Below are 17274 nucleotides of genomic sequence, written 5' to 3'. Positions count from 1 at the left end.
GCCTGTGCCACTGGCAGGCCTGGCGGCTGGCACCGGCCTTCCGTGCCATCCCCGCCGTCAACACCAGCCGGGAGCCGGATCCGCTGGCGCAGGCCGCCGGCGAGGATCCCGGCCTGCTGCGCCAGGCCGCCATCTGCCGGCGCATGGTGGACAAGGGCATCAGCATCCTGATCCAGGGGGAAACCGGCACCGGCAAGGAAGTCTGGGCCCGGGCACTGCATAACAGCAGCGCACGGCGCGACAAGCCCTTCGTGACCCTCAACTGCGCCGCCATTCCCGAAAGCCTGATCGAAAGCGAGCTGTTCGGCTACGGCGCCGGCAGCTTTACCGGGGCGCTCAGGGGCGGCAAGGTGGGCAAGATCGCCGCCAGCTCCGGCGGCACCCTGTTTCTGGACGAGATTGGCGACATGCCACTGGCGTTGCAGACCCGGCTGTTGCGGGTGCTGGCGGAGCAGGAGGTGACCCCGGTGGGCGAACTCAGGCCGGTGCCGGTCGAGCTCAACGTGATCTGCGCCACCCACCGGGAGCTGACCGGACTGGTGGCCGAGGGACGGTTTCGGGAAGATCTCTACTACCGGATCAGCGCGCTCAAGGTCGCCCTGCCGCCGCTGCGGGAGCGGCAGGACCGCCGGGCCCTGATCCGGCGGCTGCTGGCGGAGCTGGCGGACGGGACGGTCCCGTCGCTCGGCGCCGAGGTGGAACAACGGCTGCTCGGCTATGCCTGGCCCGGCAATATCCGCCAGCTCAAGAGCGTGCTGCAGTATGCCCTGGCCATGGCCGATGAGGAAACGATCGGGCCCGAACACCTGCCCGACGAGGTGACCGGCCCCGGTCTCGCACCATCACGGGAAGAGGAGGCGCGTCCGCCCCTGGCGGCGGTCCGGGAGCAGCAGGAGCGGCAGCTGTTGCTGGATACCCTGGAACAACACCAGTGGATCATCACCCGGACGGCCGAGGCGCTCGGCATCAGCCGGGCCACCCTGCACCGCAAGATCAACCGCCACGGCCTGGTGTCGCCCAACAAGGGCGGGCGCTGAACTCAGCGGCGCAGCTCGAACAGGAATTTCAGCCGGCGGGGCTCGTTGCCCTGCTCGATATCCAGCACCCAGGCCCAGACCATGCGGGCCTCGGTGCAGGCCCCCACCAGCGCCTGACCCTGCCAGTGGCCGGGCTCGCCCTGCTCCAGCAGGGCCGGCAGGGTGCCCATGTACATGCTCTCCCCTTCCAGCACGCTGCGGGTCACCCTTACCTGCGGATCGGAGAAGCGCACCTCCAGCCGGAAGGGCTGCTCGGCCGCCAGCGGCTCCGCCAGCAGCCGTGCTTCTATTTCCAGGCCATCCAGGTGTTGCTGGCAGGCTTCGTGAGCGATGTCACAAAAATCAACATTTTCTTTCTCTAATACAGTGGTATCTTGGCCATCGGCGCAGGTTCGCAGCCAAAAGGCTCCCGACAAAATCCCCAACACCACCAAGATTTGCACCAGCTTGGGGCCGGTCAGACGGTCTCTCATACCAATTTATATCCTGTATTGCATACAATTCACTGCGCCGATTGATCTCGATCAAGGCGGGCCCTTATGCCTTGTGGCGGGGTTAAGTGGTAATCATATTACTGTTTATACTGTTATTTTTGCAGCCACTCATTTATCATCTGCGCGGTGTTTTCAGTGCCTCCCGATTTTCTTTGTTAACAAACAGTTAACGAAGCCGTTCGAGCGCCTGGAGATACCGATGAAAAACGGTTGTCTTTAATCCTTCCGACGTGAGCACCCCGGGTGGTCACAAACCTGAATAACAGCAGTGGAAGCGGAACTATAACGATGAGTCAAACTAATAATCAACCAAACTACAACTACACAGTAGTTCGTCAGTTTACGGTCATGACCGTGATCTGGGGCGTTGTGGGTATGTCGTTGGGCGTGCTTATCGCAGCACAACTTATCTGGCCTGCCCTCAACTTCGAGACGCCCTGGCTGACCTACAGCCGGTTGCGTCCCCTGCACACCAATGCGGTAATTTTCGCCTTTGGTGTCAGTGCCCTGATGGCGACCTCCTTCTATGTGGTTCAACGCACCTGTCAGACCCGCCTGTTCGGCGGCCCCCTGGCATCCTTCGTGTTCTGGGGCTGGCAGGCCATCATCCTCTCCGCGGTGATCACCCTGCCCCTCGGCTACACCACCAGCAAGGAATACGCCGAGCTGGAGTGGCCGATCGACATCGCCATCGCCGTGGTATGGGTGGCCTACGCCATCGTGTTCTTCGGCACCCTGTACAAGCGCAACACCTCCCACATCTATGTGGCCAACTGGTTCTACGGTGGTTTCATCCTGACCGTGGCGGTGCTGCACATCGTCAACAGCATGGCGATCCCGCTGAGCGGCATGAAGTCCTATTCCATGTACGCCGGTGCCGCCGATGCCATGATCCAGTGGTGGTACGGCCACAACGCCGTGGGCTTCCTGCTGACCGCCGGCTTCCTCGGCATGATGTACTACTTCGTGCCCAAGCAGGCCGGCCGTCCGGTGTACTCCTACCGTCTGTCCATCGTGCACTTCTGGGCGCTGATCACCCTCTATATCTGGGCCGGCCCGCACCACCTGCACTACACCGCCCTGCCCGACTGGGCCCAGTCCCTCGGCATGGTGATGTCGCTCATCCTGTTCGTGCCTTCCTGGGGCGGCATGATCAACGGCATCATGACCCTGTCCGGCGCCTGGCACAAGCTGCGCTATGACCCGGTACTGCGCTTTTTGATCGTGTCCCTGTCCTTCTACGGCATGTCCACCTTCGAAGGCCCCATGATGGCGATCAAGACGGTGAATGCCCTGTCCCACTATACCGACTGGACCGTGGGTCACGTGCACTCCGGTGCCCTGGGCTGGGTCGCCATGGTCTCTATTGGCGCCGTTTATCACCTCATTCCCAACCTCTTCGGCCAGGACCGCATGTACAGCGTCAAGCTGATCAACGTGCATTTCTGGCTGGCCACCATCGGCACCGTGCTGTACATCGTCGCCATGTGGATCAGCGGCGTGATGCAGGGCCTGATGTGGCGGGCGGTGAACGAAGACGGCACCCTGACCTACAGCTTCGTGGAAAGCCTGCAGGCCTCTTACCCGTTCTATTTCGTCCGCTTTATCGGTGGTTGCTTCTTCGTGGCCGGCATGCTGCTGATGCTGTACAACGCCTACCGTACCATCAAGGCGCCGAAAGGCTCCCTGCAAGCCATCCCCCAACCGGCCTAAGAAGGAGACTCGTGAATGAAAAACCGTCATGATCTGGTCGAAAAGAACGTCACCTGGCTGGCTGTCCTGACCGTGGTCGCCATCAGCTTCGGCGGCCTGGTGGAAATCGTGCCCCTGTTCTTCCAGCAGCAGACCAACGAGCCGGTGGAAGGGCTGCGCCCCTACACCGCCCTGGAAATGGAAGGTCGGGACATCTATATCCGTGAAGGCTGCCATGTCTGTCACAGCCAGATGATCCGTCCCTTCCGCGCCGAGACCGAGCGTTACGGCCACTATTCCGTCGCCGGCGAGAGCGTGTGGGAGCACCCCTTCCTGTGGGGCTCCAAGCGTACCGGTCCGGATCTGGCCCGGGTGGGCGGTCGTTACTCCGACGAGTGGCACCGGGTGCACCTGATCGATCCGCGCGCCGTGGTGCCGGAATCGAACATGCCTGCCTTCCCCTGGCTGGAAACCACCGAGCTGGACGGCAAGCATTCCGCCGCCAAGCTGCGTCTGTTCCGGGACAGCTTCGGCGTGCCCTATACCGATGCCGACATCGAAGGTGCCGAGGCCGCGGTGAAGGGCAAGACCGAGATGGACGCCATCATTGCCTATCTGCAGTCCCTGGGGCATGCCCTTAAATAACCGGAGCCGATGATGGATATCAGTACCTTGGAACGGCTCAAGCCGATGTTGATCAGCTTCCAGACCCTGGCCTTGCTGGTGTTGTTCGTGGGCATAGTACTCTGGGCCTACAGCAAGCGCCGCAAGGGCTCGTTCGACGACGCCGCCAACTCCATTTTTGACGACGAAGACAAGGCGAACGGAAAGCGCCGGGGTACTGAGCAGGATCGCGCAGGAGCTAATAAAAAATGAATACTTTTCTAAGTGTATTTGTAACCGTGATTAGCCTGGGAACCATTTTCGGCTGCTTGGTGCTGCTGATCTGGTGCACCAGGGACAAGATGGGAATGGAAGAAGGGGCACCCACCGGCCACACCTTCGACGGCATCTCCGAGCTGAACAATCCCCTGCCCAAGTGGTGGAGCTATCTGTTCGTGTTCATGCTGGTGTTTTCCCTGATCTACCTGGCGCTGTACCCGGGCCTGGGCAACTTCAAGGGCCTGCTCGGCTGGCAGAGCTCGCACCAGGACATCCGCTCCCTGGAAGAGTCTCGCGCCGCCGCGGCCGCGTCCCGTGAGCAGGGGCTGCTGGTGCAGTACGACCGCGAGATGATCCGGGCCGACGAGGTGTTCGGCGCCCGCTTCCGTGAGCTGGCCTACGAGGCCGATGGCCAGACCTTCCGCGCCATCGCCGACATCGCCCAGGATGAAGAGGCCACCAAGGTGGGCCAGCGTCTGTTCCTGCAGAACTGTGCCCAGTGCCACGGCTCCGATGCTCGCGGTGCCCGCGGTTTCCCCAACCTGACCAACAATGACTGGTTGTGGGGCGGTAATCCGGATCAGATCAAGGCCACCATCATGCACGGCCGTCAGGGCGCCATGCCCGCCTGGGGCGACAGCCTGGGCGAAGAGGGCGTGAAGGAAGTGGCGTCCTATGTGCTGAGCCTGTCCGGCCGCCGGGTGGACGAAGTGGAAGCCCAGAAGGGCCAGGCCCGCTTCGCGGTCTGTGCCGCCTGCCACGGCATGGACGGCACCGGCAACCCGGCCATGGGCGCGCCCAACCTGACCAACGGCATCTGGCTGTACGGCGGCTCCCGCGCCGCGGTGGAAGACAGCATCCGCTACGGTCGCCAGGGCGTGATGCCGGCCTGGAAAGACATTCTGGGCGAAGACAAGGTGCACCTGCTCGCCTCCTATGTCTACAGCCTGAACAACTGATAAGCCCCCCGGGCTTGGATGAAAAAGCCCCGCTCGCCGGGGCTTTTTGTTATATTGACGTCCGCTTTTTTTGTCGTAGGAATTTGTTATGCAACGTCCCTGGTATCAGCAATTCTGGCCCTGGTTCCTGATCGCCCTGCCCCTGTGCGCCGTGGTCGCCAGCCTTTATACCTTCCGCATTGCCCACATGGGGGCCGACAGCATGGTGGTGGATGACTACTACAAAAAAGGCCGGGCCATCAACCAGGATCTGAGCGAGCTGAAGGAGGCCGAGCGCCTGGGCCTGGTGGCCGAGCTTGCGCTGCAGGACGGCCAGTTGTCCCTGCGCCTGCAGGGAGAGCATACCGATGGTGAGGCCATCCGCATCCGCTTCAGCCACCCCACCCTGGCGGAACAGGATCTGGAGCGGCTGCTGACCAGCAGCGGTGACGGCGTTTACCGCTATCGCCCGGAGCATCCCCTGATGGAGGGCCAGTGGAACCTGCAACTCGAGGCCTTTGACGGCCGCTGGCGGATACAGCGGCGCATCAGCCTGCCCATCCCCGACCGGCTCGTGATCCGTGCCGGGAGCTGAGCATGACCGGCTGTTTCCACTGCGGTGAGCCGGTGCCGGCCGGCGTCGACTTTCACTTCGAATTCGAGGGTGAGCAGCAGGCCTGCTGCTGCCCGGGCTGCCAGGTGGTGGCCCACACCATCATCGACTGCGGTCTCGGCAGTTACTACCAGCACCGCAGCGCCCCGGCGCCCAGGGCCGAGGCCGTGCCCGACGAGCTGAAACGGCTGCAGCACTACGATCTGGCCGACATCCAGCAGGATTTCGTGAGCGAGCGGGATCAATTGAAAGAGGTGCAGCTGTCGGTCAGCGGCCTGAGTTGTGCCGCCTGTGCCTGGCTGATCGAACGCCATCTGTCCCAGTTGCCGGGGGTCCGGCTCATCCAGGTCAACAGCACCACCGAGCGGGCCCGGCTGCGCTGGGATCCGGAACAGGTCAGCCTGAGCCGGTTGCTGGCCGCCTTCGCGGAGATCGGCTATCAGGCCCGCCCCTTCCTGCCCCAGGCGCAGGAGCAGGCCTATCGGCGGGAGGTGAAGTCCTACCTGCTGCGCCTGGGCGTGGCCGGCATCGCCAGCATGCAGGTGATGATGGTGGGCTTCGCCCTCTACGAAGATCTCTTCCCCGACATCGATGCGGAACTGGTGCAGTATTTCCGCTGGGTCAGCCTCTGGCTGTCGGTGCCGGTGATGGCCTATTCCGCCCTGCCCTTCTACCGCAATGCCTGGCGAGGGGTGAAAAACCGGGCGCTGAACATGGATTTGCCGGTCTCCCTGGCGATGATCTTCGCCTTCGTCGCCTCGGTCTACGCCACCGTCACCGACACCGGCGAGGTCTACTACGAATGCGTGTCCATGTTCGCCTTCCTGCTGCTCTCCGGCCGCTTTCTGGAGATGCGCGCCAAGCGCAAGGCCGCGGAGAGCACCGCCAACCTGAGCCACCATGTTCCCATGCTGGCCCGGCTGGAAACGCCGGACGGCGAGCAGGAGGTGGCCGCCAGGACCCTGGTGCCGGGCCAGGTGGTACTGGTGACCCCGGGCAGCCCGATCCCGGCCGATGCGGAAATCCTCGAGGGCAGCACCAGCGTGGACGAGTCCATGCTTACCGGCGAGCACCTGCCGGTGCACCGCGGCGCCGGCGAGCGGGTGTTCGCCGGCACCACCAACGTGGAGTCGCCGCTGCGGCTGCGGGTACTGCGTCCCCTGGCCGAGGCCCGGGTATCGGAAATCCTGCGCGCCCAGGACGACGCCCTGCTGGAGAAGCCCAGGGTGGCGCTGCTGGCGGATCAGCTGTCCCGCTATTTCGTGGCGGCGCTGTTGCTGGTGACCCTGGGCACCTACCTGGCCTGGCTGCAGCATGCACCGGACAAGGCCTTCTGGGTGATGCTGTCGGTGCTGGTGGCCACCTGCCCCTGCGCCCTGTCCCTGGCCACCCCCACGGCGCTGACCGTGGCCAGCTCCCGCCTGACCGGGGCCGGCATCCTGGCCCGCCGGGGACATGTGCTGGACACCCTGCCCAAGGCCACCCGGGTGGTGTTCGACAAGACCGGCACCCTGACCCGGGGCGAGGTGGCCCTGGCCTCGGTCAGCCTGCTGGGCCGGCGCACCGAGGCCGAGGTGCTGGCCATCGCCGCCGCCCTGGAGGCCCAGTCCGAGCACCCCATCGCCCGCGCCTTCCGTCCCTACCGGGATCACCGGCTGACGGTGAGCGAGCGGGAAAATCTTGTCGGCCGGGGCCTGCGTGGGGTGATCGACGGCCAGGGCTGGCGCCTGGGCAGCGCCGCCTGGCTCAGCCCGGGCGCCGAAGACGACGCGCTGTGCGTCTATCTGGCCGATGAAGAGGGGCTCGTGGCCCGCTTCGAGCTGGCCGATCCGCTGCGGGACGACGCCGAGCGGCTTGTCCGCCGCTGCCGGGAGCAGGGGCTGGCCACCACTATCCTCACCGGCGACGGCTCCGGCCAGGCGGACAAGGTGGCGCGGCAGCTGGGGGTGGACGAACTGGTCAAGAATGCCAGCCCCGACGACAAGCTGGCCTATCTGCACGCCCGGGACGCCGCCGGCGAGGTCTGCCTGATGGTGGGCGACGGCATCAACGACGCCCCCGTGCTGGCCGGTGCCCACGTCTCCTTCGCCATGGCCGGCGGCACCGACATCGCCAAGAACAGCGCCGACGCCATCCTGCTCGGCGATGATTTGCAGCGCATCCTCGTCGCCCGTCGCGTGGCCGGCCGCTGCCGGCGGGTGATCAAGCAGAATTTTTCCTGGGCGCTGGGCTACAACCTGGTGATACTGCCGCTGGCGGCCATGGGCCATGTCTCGCCCTGGTTCGCCATGCTCGGCATGTCCGCCAGCTCGCTTATCGTCATGACCAACTCCCTGAGGCTGTCCCGCTCATGAACGATCATGAAATCTGGTACCTGATCATCCCCATCGCCCTTATCTTCGTGGCCATCGCCATCGCCCTGTTCTTCTGGTCGGTGAAAAGCGATCAGTTCGAGGATCTGGATCGCCAGGGCAGCAACATCCTGTTCGACGACGACCAGGACTCCCACCGCCGGGCCCAGCCCAGGAATGATGATGACCAGCCAACTTGACCCCTGGGCCGCGCTGCTGATCGGCCTGCTCGGCGCCGGGCACTGCATCGCCATGTGCGGCGGGGTGGCGGCGGCCTTCTCCATGGCGGTGCCCCGGGAGCAGCGCCGCCTGCAGTGGCTCTACCTGTTGAGCTACAACGCCGGCCGGATCCTGAGCTATGCCCTGGCCGGCGCCCTGGTGGGCGGCGTTTTCGCCGGCCTGGCCGACATCAGCCTGGGCAAACAGGGCCTGACCTGGCTGCGGCTGCTGGCCGGGGTGATGATGATACTGCTCGGCCTCTATCTCGCGCGCTGGTGGTTCGGGCTGCTGCAACTGGAGCGGCTCGGCAACCACCTGTGGCGCCATCTCAAGCCCCTGGCCGGGCGCTTCGTCCCCTTTCGCCATCCCCTGGCCGCCCTGCCCTTCGGCATGGTGTGGGGCTGGCTGCCCTGCGGCCTGGTGTACTCGGCACTGACCTGGAGCGCGGTATCCGGCGGCATGGGCCAGGGGGCCCTGGTGATGGCCCTGTTCGGCCTCGGCACCCTGCCCACCCTGCTGGCGCTGGGCGGCCTGGCAGAGGGTCTGCGGCACTGGCTGAACCATCCGGGGTTTCGCCGCTTCTCTGGCATCTTATTGATTTTTTACGGTTTGTTTACAGCAACCCAGGTGTTGCCGGTGCTTTACTAAGCTATTAAGTACCCGTCATCGGTGCTATGATTGTGCTGTGATACCAATATAAAGTGTCGAGCCCATGGGAAATCAGTCTAAAGTCATCAAAGCGGCCCCCACCGGCCGTGCCATTCACTGCCAGGACTGCAGCATCAGCCAGCTGTGCATTCCGCTCGGTCTCAATTCTGACGAGCTGGACGAGCTGGACAACATCATAGAGCGCAAGAAGCCCATCCAGAAAGGCCAGGAGCTGTTCAAGGCCGGCGAGGAGCTGAAGTCGCTCTATGCCATCCGGGCAGGCACCGTCAAGTCCTACACCATCACCGAGCAGGGCGACGAGCAGATCACCGCCTTTCACCTGGCCGGCGACCTGATCGGCTTCGACGCCATCAACACGGGCACCCACCCCTCCTTCGCCCAGGCGCTGGAAACCGCCATGGTGTGCGAGATCCCCTACGAGATCCTGGACGATCTGTCGGGCAAGATGCCCCGGCTGCGGCAGCAGATCATGCGACTGATGAGCAACGAGATCAATGGCGACCAGCAGATGATACTGCTGCTGTCCAAGAAGACCGCGGAAGAGCGGCTGGCCGCCTTCCTGCACGGGCTGTCCACCCGCTATGCCCAGCGCGGCTTCTCGCCCCGCGAGTTTCGCCTTACCATGACCCGGGGCGATATCGGCAACTATCTGGGACTGACGGTGGAAACCGTCAGCCGCCTGCTGGGCCGCTTCCAGAAGAGCAACCTTATCGAGGTGGATGGCAAGTACATCCGTATCCTGGACTTGCCCGAGCTGGCCCGTCTGGCCGGTGCCACGGCAGCCTGCTGATTTCCCATTCAACCAAGGGGCGCTGTATGATCAAGTATCAACGCATTCTGGTGGTCGTCGATCCCGTCGCCGAGACCCAGCCGGCCCTGCACCGGGCGGTGTCCGTCGCCGCCCTCGAGGACGATGCCGCCATCACCCTGTTCCTGCCCATCTACGACTTTTCCTATGAGATGACCTCGATGCTGTCCAGCGAAGAGCGGGACGAAATGCGCGAAGGGGTGGTCCAGGGCCGGGAGGAGTGGCTCAAGACCCTGCTCGAGCCCTATGCGGACAGCAAGGTCCGTTTCGATTTCAAGGTGGTCTGGCACAGTCGTCCCTTCGAGGCCATCATCCAGCAGGTGCAGGACGGCAAGCACGACCTGGTGGTAAAAAGCACCCACAAGCACGCCCTGATCCAGTCCTTTATCTTCACCCCCACCGACTGGCACCTGCTGCGCAAGTGCCCCTGCCCGGTGCTGCTGGTCAAGGAGCGGGACTGGCCCATGGGCGGTCATGTGCTGGCGGCGGTCAACTGCTGCAGCGACGATCCGGCCCAGGAAGCGCTCAACAACAAGATCATCGGCGAGAGCGCCGAGGTGGCCCGGCTGCTGTCCGCCACCCTGCACCTGGTGAACGCCTACCCCATCACCCCGGTGAACATGGCGCTGGAGCTGCCCGACTTCGACCCCCACGCCTACAACGCGGCGGTGAAAAAACACCATGAGCGGGCCCTTTACGAATATGCGGTGCGTTTCGAGCTGGAGCCCAAGGTACTGCACCTGCAGGAAGGGCTGGCGGAAGAGGTGATCCCCCGCTGTGCCGACGAGATCAATGCCAACCTGGTGATCCTGGGCTCGGTAGGCCGTACCGGGCTGTCCGCCGCCCTGCTCGGCAACACCGCCGAGCATGTCATCGACAAGCTCAACTGTGACGTGCTGGTGCTGCGACCCGACTCGCCCGCCGCCTGACGCAACCACTGGCGCCTTGCCCTCGGGGCGCCAGTCACTATAATAGCCCCAGTTTTTTTGGCCGGGGTTATCATGTCAGTTCAAACTGCCAAGCAAGTGTACAATTTCAACAAGCTGCAGAAGCGGCTGCGCCGCCATGTGGGCGAAGCCATCGCCGATTTCAACATGATCGAGGATGGCGACAAAATCATGGTCTGCCTGTCCGGCGGCAAGGACAGCTACGCCCTGCTCGACATATTGCGCAACCTGCAGGCCCATGCCCCCATCCGCTTCGATATCGTCGCGGTCAACCTGGATCAGAAACAACCCGGCTTTCCCGAGCATGTGCTGCCCGCCTACCTGGATGAACTGGGGGTGGAGTACAAGATTGTCGAGGAAGACACCTACTCCATCGTCAAGGACAAGATCCCCGAGGGCAAGACCACCTGCTCCCTGTGCTCCCGCCTGCGCCGGGGCATACTGTACCGCACCGCCACCGAGCTGGGCGCGACCAAGATCGCCCTGGGCCACCACCGGGACGACATCCTGGAAACCCTGCTGCTCAACATGTTCTACGGCGGCACCCTGAAGTCGATGCCGCCCAAGCTGGTGAGCGACGACGGCAGGCACGTGGTGATCCGTCCCCTGGCCTACTGCAAGGAAAAGGATCTGGTGCGTTACGCCGAGGCCAAAGCCTTCCCCATCATTCCCTGCAACCTGTGCGGCTCCCAGGAGAACCTGCAGCGCCAGGCGATCAAGACCATGCTGCAGGACTGGGATCGCCGCTTCCCCGGCCGTATCGAGAGCATGTTCCGCTCGCTGCAGAACCTGGTGCCTTCCCACCTGCTGGATCACCAGCTGTTCGACTTCAAGGGCGTCGACCGGGATTCCGGGGTGATCGACGGCGGCGATCTCGCCTTCGACAAGCCGGAGCTGTCGCCCCGTTTTGTCGACGAGGACGATGACGAGGCAGAAAGCGAGGCCGATTTTGGCGAGCGGCTGCAAATTATCGAACTGAAATAAGAAAAGGCGCCTCGGCGCCTTTTTGATAGCCGGCAAATTTCTTGGCTGATCTGAACTGACAACACCTATGCCCGAGCGGAGGACAAAGGGAGCCGCTCCGCCGACCGTCACATGCCATGGATGGCATGTGCGAGCTTACATGGATGTACTTGTAGCGTGTCGGCGGAGTAGGCCCTTTGGCCGACTCATGCCTGAGGAACAGGCGACTTTGTCGACAAACTGAATGGCGCCGAGGCGCCTCTTTGAGTTACAGCCAGGGGCTGATCCGCACCGCCGGCAGCGTCAGGCTCCGCTCCGCGGCCAGCTGCTGGTCGGACAGCTCCAGCCGGTCCTCGCCGTTCAGCCGCTGCCCCGGTTCGGCCGGCGAGAGATGAAGGCCCTTGAGTTCGGGCACAAAATATTTCCCCGGCCAGCCCGCCATTTTCTGCAGCAGGCGCTGCATCTCATCCCGTACCTGGCGCAATTCGGCGGCGTTCACCTCACCCGCCGGCAGTTCGGCCTGGATACGGATGGAAATATCGCACCGCTCGGGTTGCTCCACCTCCAGCATCACCACCGCCTTGTCCAGATCCAGCTGCTTGTCGAAGGGCAGCAGGAACTGGCCGTGGGGCAGCACCTCCACCCGGTCGCGGCGCTCCCCGGCCACCATGACGTCACCGGACTCGACATGGCACAGGCCCTGGCCGTCCTGCCGGCTCAGGTAAAAACCGAGTCCGGCCCGCTCCACCCTGGCCTTGGCCACGGTATCCATGTGCTTGTAGAAACCGCTGTACCCCAGGGCCAGGGACTCGGCCTGGACACCGGTCGCGGCCAGGGCCAACAGCGTGGCTATCAGCGGCATCTTCATGCGTCGAAATGATCCTTGGACTGATTGAGGGATGTAGGCTGCGGTTCGTCTGTGATCGCCGCCGGGCCTGCGCCCTCGACGCCGCAGGCTTCGCGGTAGATGATGCCCTTCACCACGATATAGAGCGGTGCCACCCAGATAAGGCCGATGCCGAAGGTCATCACCGCCGCCATAAAGCACAGCACCAGCAGCATGTGGAGCAGCAGCAGGGCCATCCACTGGCGGGCGAACAGCCTGAGCGAGGTCAGGATGGCCTGCAGCGGGTTCAGGCCCTTTTCCAGGATCAGCGGAAAGGTGAACATCAGCGCCACGCTCAGCACCAGGGTCGGCAGCATGGCCAGCATGGGCGGCAATCCCAGGCTCTGGCCCAGGGGCAGGAACAGACTGGTGATGAGGCCCATCAGCAGGCTGGCCAGGGCCAGGGGCAACAGGTAGCGGAAGTAGTCGAAGATCTGGCTGGGGCGGATGGGCCTGTCCACCGCCCGGTGGATGCCCATCATGTCCAGGCCACCGCTCATGGGCGCCATCACCATGGAAATGGCCAGGCCCAGCAGGCTGGCGCTCCACACGGACTCTTCCCCTTCCCCGCCGGTCAGCACCAGCAACTGATTGAGCAGCAGCCAGCAGCCGACCACGCCGATGGCGGCCAGCAGTATCGGCAGCTTGGCGCCGTAGATGCGCCCCCAGGCTTCCTGCAGCACGGCTTTGGGGGCCAGTTCGAAGCCCTGCTCCAGCGAGCGCTGCAACCGGGCAAATCGTGGTTCATTCATAATGCGTTCTCATTTCAAGGGTGGCGACATTATAACGGATGACGCCGCCGGGGAAAGCCAGGCTAACCCATTATAAAAATTGGGGAATTTGTCGAAAGCACAAACAGCAAATCCGCATCGTTCAAGCATAAAAATTCGCTTTGCTTTACGGGGGCCGGGGTCTAGAATGCGCGCTCATTTTCAAACCAGAACGCGGCGCGTTTTCATCGAGGTGAATAAGGGCAAATGGCCGAACACACCCCCCCGCTGGTCTCCCTGACCGGTATCAGCAAGCAGTTTGACGGCAAAGCTATCATAGACAACCTGGACTTATCCATTTATGACGGCGAATTCCTCACTATCCTGGGCCCGTCCGGCTGTGGCAAGACCACGGTGCTGCGCCTGATCTCGGGACTGGAGGACGCGGACAGCGGCCATATCCACCTGGCCGGGGAAGACATCACCCGGGTGCCCGCCGAGCTGCGCCACGTCAACACCGTGTTCCAGAGCTATGCCCTCTTCCCCCATATGTCCATCTTCGACAACGTGGCCTTCGGCCTGCGCATGCAGAAGGTGCCGGCGGCGGAAATCCGCCCCCGGGTGATGGAGGCGCTGAAGATGGTGCAGCTGGAGCAGATGGCCAACCGCTATCCCCACCAGCTGTCCGGTGGCCAGCAGCAGCGCATCGCCATCGCCCGGGCCGTGGTCAACCGGCCCAAGGTGCTGCTGCTCGACGAATCCCTGAGCGCCCTCGACTACAAGCTGCGCAAGCAGATGCAGACCGAGCTCAAGCAGCTGCAACGCCGGCTCGGCATCACCTTCGTGTTCGTTACCCACGATCAGGAAGAGGCCCTGTCCATGTCCGACCGCATCGTGGTGATGCAGGGCGGCAAAATCGTGCAGGATGGCGCGCCCAAGGAGATCTACGAATCCCCGGCCAACCTGTTCGTGGCCAAATTCATCGGCGAGATCAACATCATGGACGGCGAGCTGCTGGCTCCCGCCGACGAGGCCGGCGCCTGGCACGCCCAGGTGGAAGGGCGCCGCTGCCTGGTGCACAGCCAGTACCCCTTCAATACCGGCGACAAGGTGTGCGTACTGCTGCGCCCCGAGGATCTGCGCATGAAAATGCGTACCACCGACGCCCCTTCCGAGGGGGTGTCCGGGCGCATCGTCGATCGCCACTACAAGGGCGCCACCCTGGACTCCCTGGTGGAGCTGGAGTCCGGCCAGCAGGTGCTGATCTCCGAGTTCTTCGACGAGGACGATCCCGATTTCGACTATTCCATCGGCCAGCAGGTGGACATCCACTGGGTCGACCGCTGGGAGGTGGTCCTGCCCTATGAACAGCACTAAGGGGTTTCGCGCCAATCTGTTCCGCAACATGGCGGTCAGCCTGATCGTGGGGTGGCTGCTGCTGTTCGTGTTCATGCCCAACCTGATGATCATCGGCACCAGCTTCCTGACCCGGGATCACGCCAGCCTGGTGAGCCTGGTGTTTACCCTGGACAACTACGGCCGGCTGCTGGATCCGCTCTACTTCCAGGTGCTGTGGCATTCGGTGTACATGGCCGGGGTCGCCACCCTGCTGTGCCTGCTGGTGGGCTATCCCTTCGCCTTTATCATCGCCCAAAGCCCCCGCCGCTGGCGGCCGCTGCTGCTGTTTCTGGTGATAGTGCCGTTCTGGACCAATTCCCTGATCCGCACCTATGCGCTCAAGGTGGTGCTGGGTACCAAGGGGCTGCTCAACAACAGCCTGCTGGCCCTCGGCCTTATCGATCAGCCCCTGCGCATCATGTTCACCGAGCTGGCGGTGATCATCGGCCTGGTGTACATACTGTTGCCCTTTATGGTGCTGCCGCTCTATGCCGCCATCGAGAAGCTGGACGGCCGCCTGCTGGAGGCGGCCCGGGATCTGGGCGCCGGCGCCTGGTCCCGCTTTTTCCGGGTGATAGTGCCGCTGACCATGCCCGGCATCGTCGCCGGCTGCCTGCTGGTGTTCCTGCCGGCCATGGGCATGTTCTACATCTCGGATCTGCTGGGCGGGGCCAAGAACCTGCTGATCGGCAACATCATCAAGACCCAGTTCCTCAATATCCGCGACTGGCCCTTCGGCTCGGCCACCAGCATCACCCTGACGGTGCTGATGGCGGGCCTGATCTTCGTCTACTACCGGGTGGGCAAGCTGCTGAACAAGAAGGTATCCATCGATGATTAAGTGGTTCAAGGGCGGCTTTCTGCTGCTGGTGTTCGCCTATCTGTACATCCCCATCGGGGTGTTGATCGCCAACTCCTTTAACAGCTCCCGCTTCGGCATCCGCTGGGACGGCTTTACCTGGGACTGGTACGTCCGCCTGGCCAACAATGCCGGCCTGATGGAGGCGGCCCGCCATTCGGTGACCGTTGCCCTGGTATCCGCCACCTTCGCCGCCCTGATCGGCACCCTGGCGGCGGTGGCCCTGTACCGCTACCGCTTCCGCGGCAAGGGCTTCGTGGGCGGCATGCTGTTCGTGGTGATGATGTCGCCGGACATCGTCATGGCCATCTCGCTGCTGGCCCTGTTCGTGGTGTTGGGCATTTCGCTCGGCTTCTGGTCGCTGCTGTTCGCCCACATCACCTTCTGTCTTCCCTTTGTGGTGATCACCGTCTATTCACGCCTCAAGGGGTTCGACCTGCGCATGCTGGAAGCCGCCAAGGATCTGGGTGCCAGTGAGTTAGTGACCTTCAGGAAGATTATTTTTCCGCTGGCCAGGCCCGCCATCGCCGCCGGTTGGCTGCTGAGTTTCACCTTGTCCCTGGACGACGTGATCGTCAGCTCCTTCGTGACCGGACCGGCTTACGAGATCCTGCCGCTGAAAATCTATTCCATGGTCAAGGTGGGCGTGTCCCCCGAGGTCAACGCCCTGGCCACCATCATGCTGGCGGTATCGCTGGTGCTGGTGGTGACGTCTCAACTTTTGTTAAGGGATAAACGCTGATATGCAATCCTGGTTCCGTCCCCTGGCCATTGCCGTGGCCGCCAGCCTGCCCCTGGTGGCGCAGGCCAATGATCGTCTGTCCGTCTACGCTTGGGCCGAATACCTGCCCGACAGCGTGCTGACCGACTTCACCAAGGAAACCGGCGTCAAGGTGGATTACGCCACCTTCGATTCCAACGAAGCGCTCTATGCCAAGCTGAAGCTGCTGCAGACCAGCGGTGCCAGCGAAAGCTACGATCTGATCTTCCCCTCCAGCTACATGCTGAGCAAGATGGCCCGGGAAGGCATGCTCCAGCCGCTCGACAAGAGCAAGCTGCCCCATTTTGAGCAGCTCGAGCCGAGCCTGCTGGATCGGGAGTTCGATCCGGGCAACCGCTTCAGCGTGCCCTACGCCTTCGGCAGCACCGCCATCGCCATCAACCGGGACGAGCTGGCCGACGCCGAGGTGGACGCCTGGGCCGATCTGTGGGACAGCCGCTGGCAGGGTCAGCTGATGCTGACCGACGATATCCGCGAGAATTTCCAGATGGCGTTGCTGACCCTGGGCCATTCCGCCAACAGCAAGGACGCGGGCGAGATCAAGGCCGCCTACGAGAAGCTGCAGGCGCTGAAGGACAACGTGCTGCTGTACAACTCCGACAACCCGCGCATGCCCTACGTGACCGGCGAAGCGTCCATTGGTCTTATCTGGAGTGACCAGGCCTACAAGACCCAGCAGGACGGCATGAACCTGGAATATATCTATCCGGAAGAAGGCGCCATCTTCTGGGTGGACAGCGCCGCCATTCCGGGCAACGCCAAATCGGTGGACGCCGCCCACCAGTTCATCGACTTCCTGATGCGCCCGGAAATCGCGGCGCGCATCATCGAGGAGCTGGGCATAGCGGTACCCAACCAGGGTGCCAAGGCCCTGCTGCCCGCCGAGGTGGCCGAAAACCAGGTGCTGTTCCCGAGCGGCGAGACCGTGGCCAAGGGCCACTTCCAGGACGATCTGGGCGACGAGGTGCTGGCCGTCTACGAAGAACACTGGGTACGGCTGCGCGCCAACTAAGGCGGCTCCCCTCCC

At 63.3% G+C, this 17274-nt stretch carries 19 protein-coding genes; 16 read left to right on the top strand and 3 right to left on the bottom strand.

Going from position 1 to position 17274, the window contains the following annotated elements; genetic code table 11:
- On the top strand, positions 1–1037 hold a 1037-nt coding region (locus CGX12_RS02055), incomplete at its 5' end, for a sigma-54-dependent Fis family transcriptional regulator (RefSeq protein ID WP_176441979.1).
- Between the two features lie 2 nt (positions 1038–1039).
- Here CGX12_RS02055 and CGX12_RS02050 read toward each other — a convergent pair.
- Positions 1040–1510: a hypothetical protein gene (locus CGX12_RS02050; protein WP_094038232.1), complete on the bottom strand. Its 471-nt coding sequence runs from the start codon at positions 1508–1510 to the stop codon at positions 1040–1042.
- Positions 1511–1819: 309 nt separating this feature from the next.
- On the opposite strand from CGX12_RS02050, the gene ccoN reads away from it, so the two are divergent.
- The 11 genes from ccoN to ttcA all read left to right on the top strand — a co-directional run bounded on the left by ccoN (position 1820) and on the right by ttcA (position 11634).
- On the top strand, positions 1820–3244 hold the full coding sequence (gene ccoN / locus CGX12_RS02045) for a cytochrome-c oxidase, cbb3-type subunit I (protein WP_094038231.1): 1425 nt from the start codon (positions 1820–1822) through the stop codon (positions 3242–3244).
- A gap of 15 nt (positions 3245–3259) precedes the next feature.
- A complete protein-coding gene (gene ccoO, locus CGX12_RS02040) occupies positions 3260–3868 on the top strand; it encodes a cytochrome-c oxidase, cbb3-type subunit II (protein ID WP_094038230.1) in 609 nt (202 codons plus the stop codon).
- A gap of 12 nt (positions 3869–3880) precedes the next feature.
- Entirely contained in the window at positions 3881–4099 is a 219-nt protein-coding gene (locus tag CGX12_RS02035) for a cbb3-type cytochrome oxidase subunit 3 (protein ID WP_094038229.1), read from the top strand.
- Entirely contained in the window at positions 4096–5064 is a 969-nt protein-coding gene (gene ccoP, locus CGX12_RS02030) for a cytochrome-c oxidase, cbb3-type subunit III (RefSeq protein WP_094038228.1), read from the top strand. The genes CGX12_RS02035 and ccoP overlap by 4 nt, the downstream gene beginning before the upstream one ends.
- 88 nt (positions 5065–5152) lie before the next feature.
- Positions 5153–5638 carry a FixH family protein gene (locus tag CGX12_RS02025; RefSeq protein ID WP_094038227.1) on the top strand — a complete coding sequence of 162 codons (486 nt, stop codon included), beginning with the start codon at positions 5153–5155 and terminating at the stop codon, positions 5636–5638.
- 2 nt (positions 5639–5640) lie between these two features.
- On the top strand, positions 5641–8010 hold the full coding sequence (locus CGX12_RS02020) for a heavy metal translocating P-type ATPase (RefSeq protein WP_094038226.1): 2370 nt from the start codon (positions 5641–5643) through the stop codon (positions 8008–8010).
- Positions 8007–8207 carry a cbb3-type cytochrome oxidase assembly protein CcoS gene (gene ccoS / locus CGX12_RS02015; RefSeq protein WP_094038225.1) on the top strand — a complete coding sequence of 67 codons (201 nt, stop codon included), beginning with the start codon at positions 8007–8009 and terminating at the stop codon, positions 8205–8207. The genes CGX12_RS02020 and ccoS overlap by 4 nt, the downstream gene beginning before the upstream one ends.
- The gene (locus CGX12_RS02010) at positions 8191–8874 is read left to right on the top strand and encodes a sulfite exporter TauE/SafE family protein (protein ID WP_094038224.1); all 684 of its coding nucleotides are present in this window, start codon (positions 8191–8193) and stop codon (positions 8872–8874) included. The genes ccoS and CGX12_RS02010 overlap by 17 nt, the downstream gene beginning before the upstream one ends.
- 64 nt (positions 8875–8938) lie before the next feature.
- Entirely contained in the window at positions 8939–9685 is a 747-nt protein-coding gene (gene fnr / locus CGX12_RS02005; protein ID WP_094038223.1) for a fumarate/nitrate reduction transcriptional regulator Fnr, read from the top strand.
- Between the two features lie 26 nt (positions 9686–9711).
- Complete coding sequence (uspE, locus tag CGX12_RS02000; RefSeq protein WP_094038222.1) at positions 9712–10632, top strand: universal stress protein UspE; 921 nt, start codon at positions 9712–9714, stop codon at positions 10630–10632.
- A 69-nt stretch (positions 10633–10701) separates the two neighbouring features.
- Positions 10702–11634 (top strand): tRNA 2-thiocytidine(32) synthetase TtcA, encoded by a 933-nt coding sequence (ttcA, locus tag CGX12_RS01995; RefSeq protein ID WP_408645773.1) that lies wholly within the window; start codon positions 10702–10704, stop codon positions 11632–11634.
- Positions 11635–11881: 247 nt separating this feature from the next.
- Here the strand turns inward: ttcA and CGX12_RS01990 are convergent, their stop codons facing one another.
- Positions 11882–12481 (bottom strand): DUF2987 domain-containing protein, encoded by a 600-nt coding sequence (locus CGX12_RS01990; protein ID WP_094038220.1) that lies wholly within the window; start codon positions 12479–12481, stop codon positions 11882–11884.
- On the bottom strand, positions 12478–13251 hold the full coding sequence (locus tag CGX12_RS01985) for a hypothetical protein (protein WP_094038219.1): 774 nt from the start codon (positions 13249–13251) through the stop codon (positions 12478–12480). The genes CGX12_RS01990 and CGX12_RS01985 overlap by 4 nt, the downstream gene beginning before the upstream one ends.
- 225 nt (positions 13252–13476) lie before the next feature.
- Between CGX12_RS01985 and potA the strand changes: the two genes are divergently transcribed.
- The 4 genes from potA to CGX12_RS01965 are packed head-to-tail and all read left to right on the top strand — an operon-like array spanning position 13477 to position 17259.
- Positions 13477–14586, top strand: coding sequence for a spermidine/putrescine ABC transporter ATP-binding protein PotA (gene potA, locus CGX12_RS01980; protein WP_094038218.1), 1110 nt, complete (start codon positions 13477–13479; stop codon positions 14584–14586).
- Positions 14573–15448, top strand: coding sequence for a spermidine/putrescine ABC transporter permease PotB (gene potB, locus CGX12_RS01975; RefSeq protein WP_094038217.1), 876 nt, complete (start codon positions 14573–14575; stop codon positions 15446–15448). Before potA ends, potB begins: the two co-directional genes overlap by 14 nt.
- Positions 15441–16208, top strand: a complete 768-nt coding sequence (potC, locus tag CGX12_RS01970) for a spermidine/putrescine ABC transporter permease PotC (protein ID WP_094038216.1) — start codon at positions 15441–15443, stop codon at positions 16206–16208. The genes potB and potC overlap by 8 nt, the downstream gene beginning before the upstream one ends.
- A 1-nt stretch (position 16209) precedes the next feature.
- On the top strand, positions 16210–17259 hold the full coding sequence (locus CGX12_RS01965) for an extracellular solute-binding protein (protein WP_094038215.1): 1050 nt from the start codon (positions 16210–16212) through the stop codon (positions 17257–17259).
- Positions 17260–17274: the final 15 nt, after the last annotated feature.

Origin of the sequence: Zobellella denitrificans, from assembly GCF_002237365.1 — a bacterium.
In the GTDB taxonomy this organism is placed as follows: Bacteria; Pseudomonadota; Gammaproteobacteria; order Enterobacterales; family Aeromonadaceae; genus Oceanimonas; species Oceanimonas denitrificans.
Note: the sequence above shows the minus strand (reverse complement) of the source record. Positions and strands in the feature narration are given on the sequence as shown.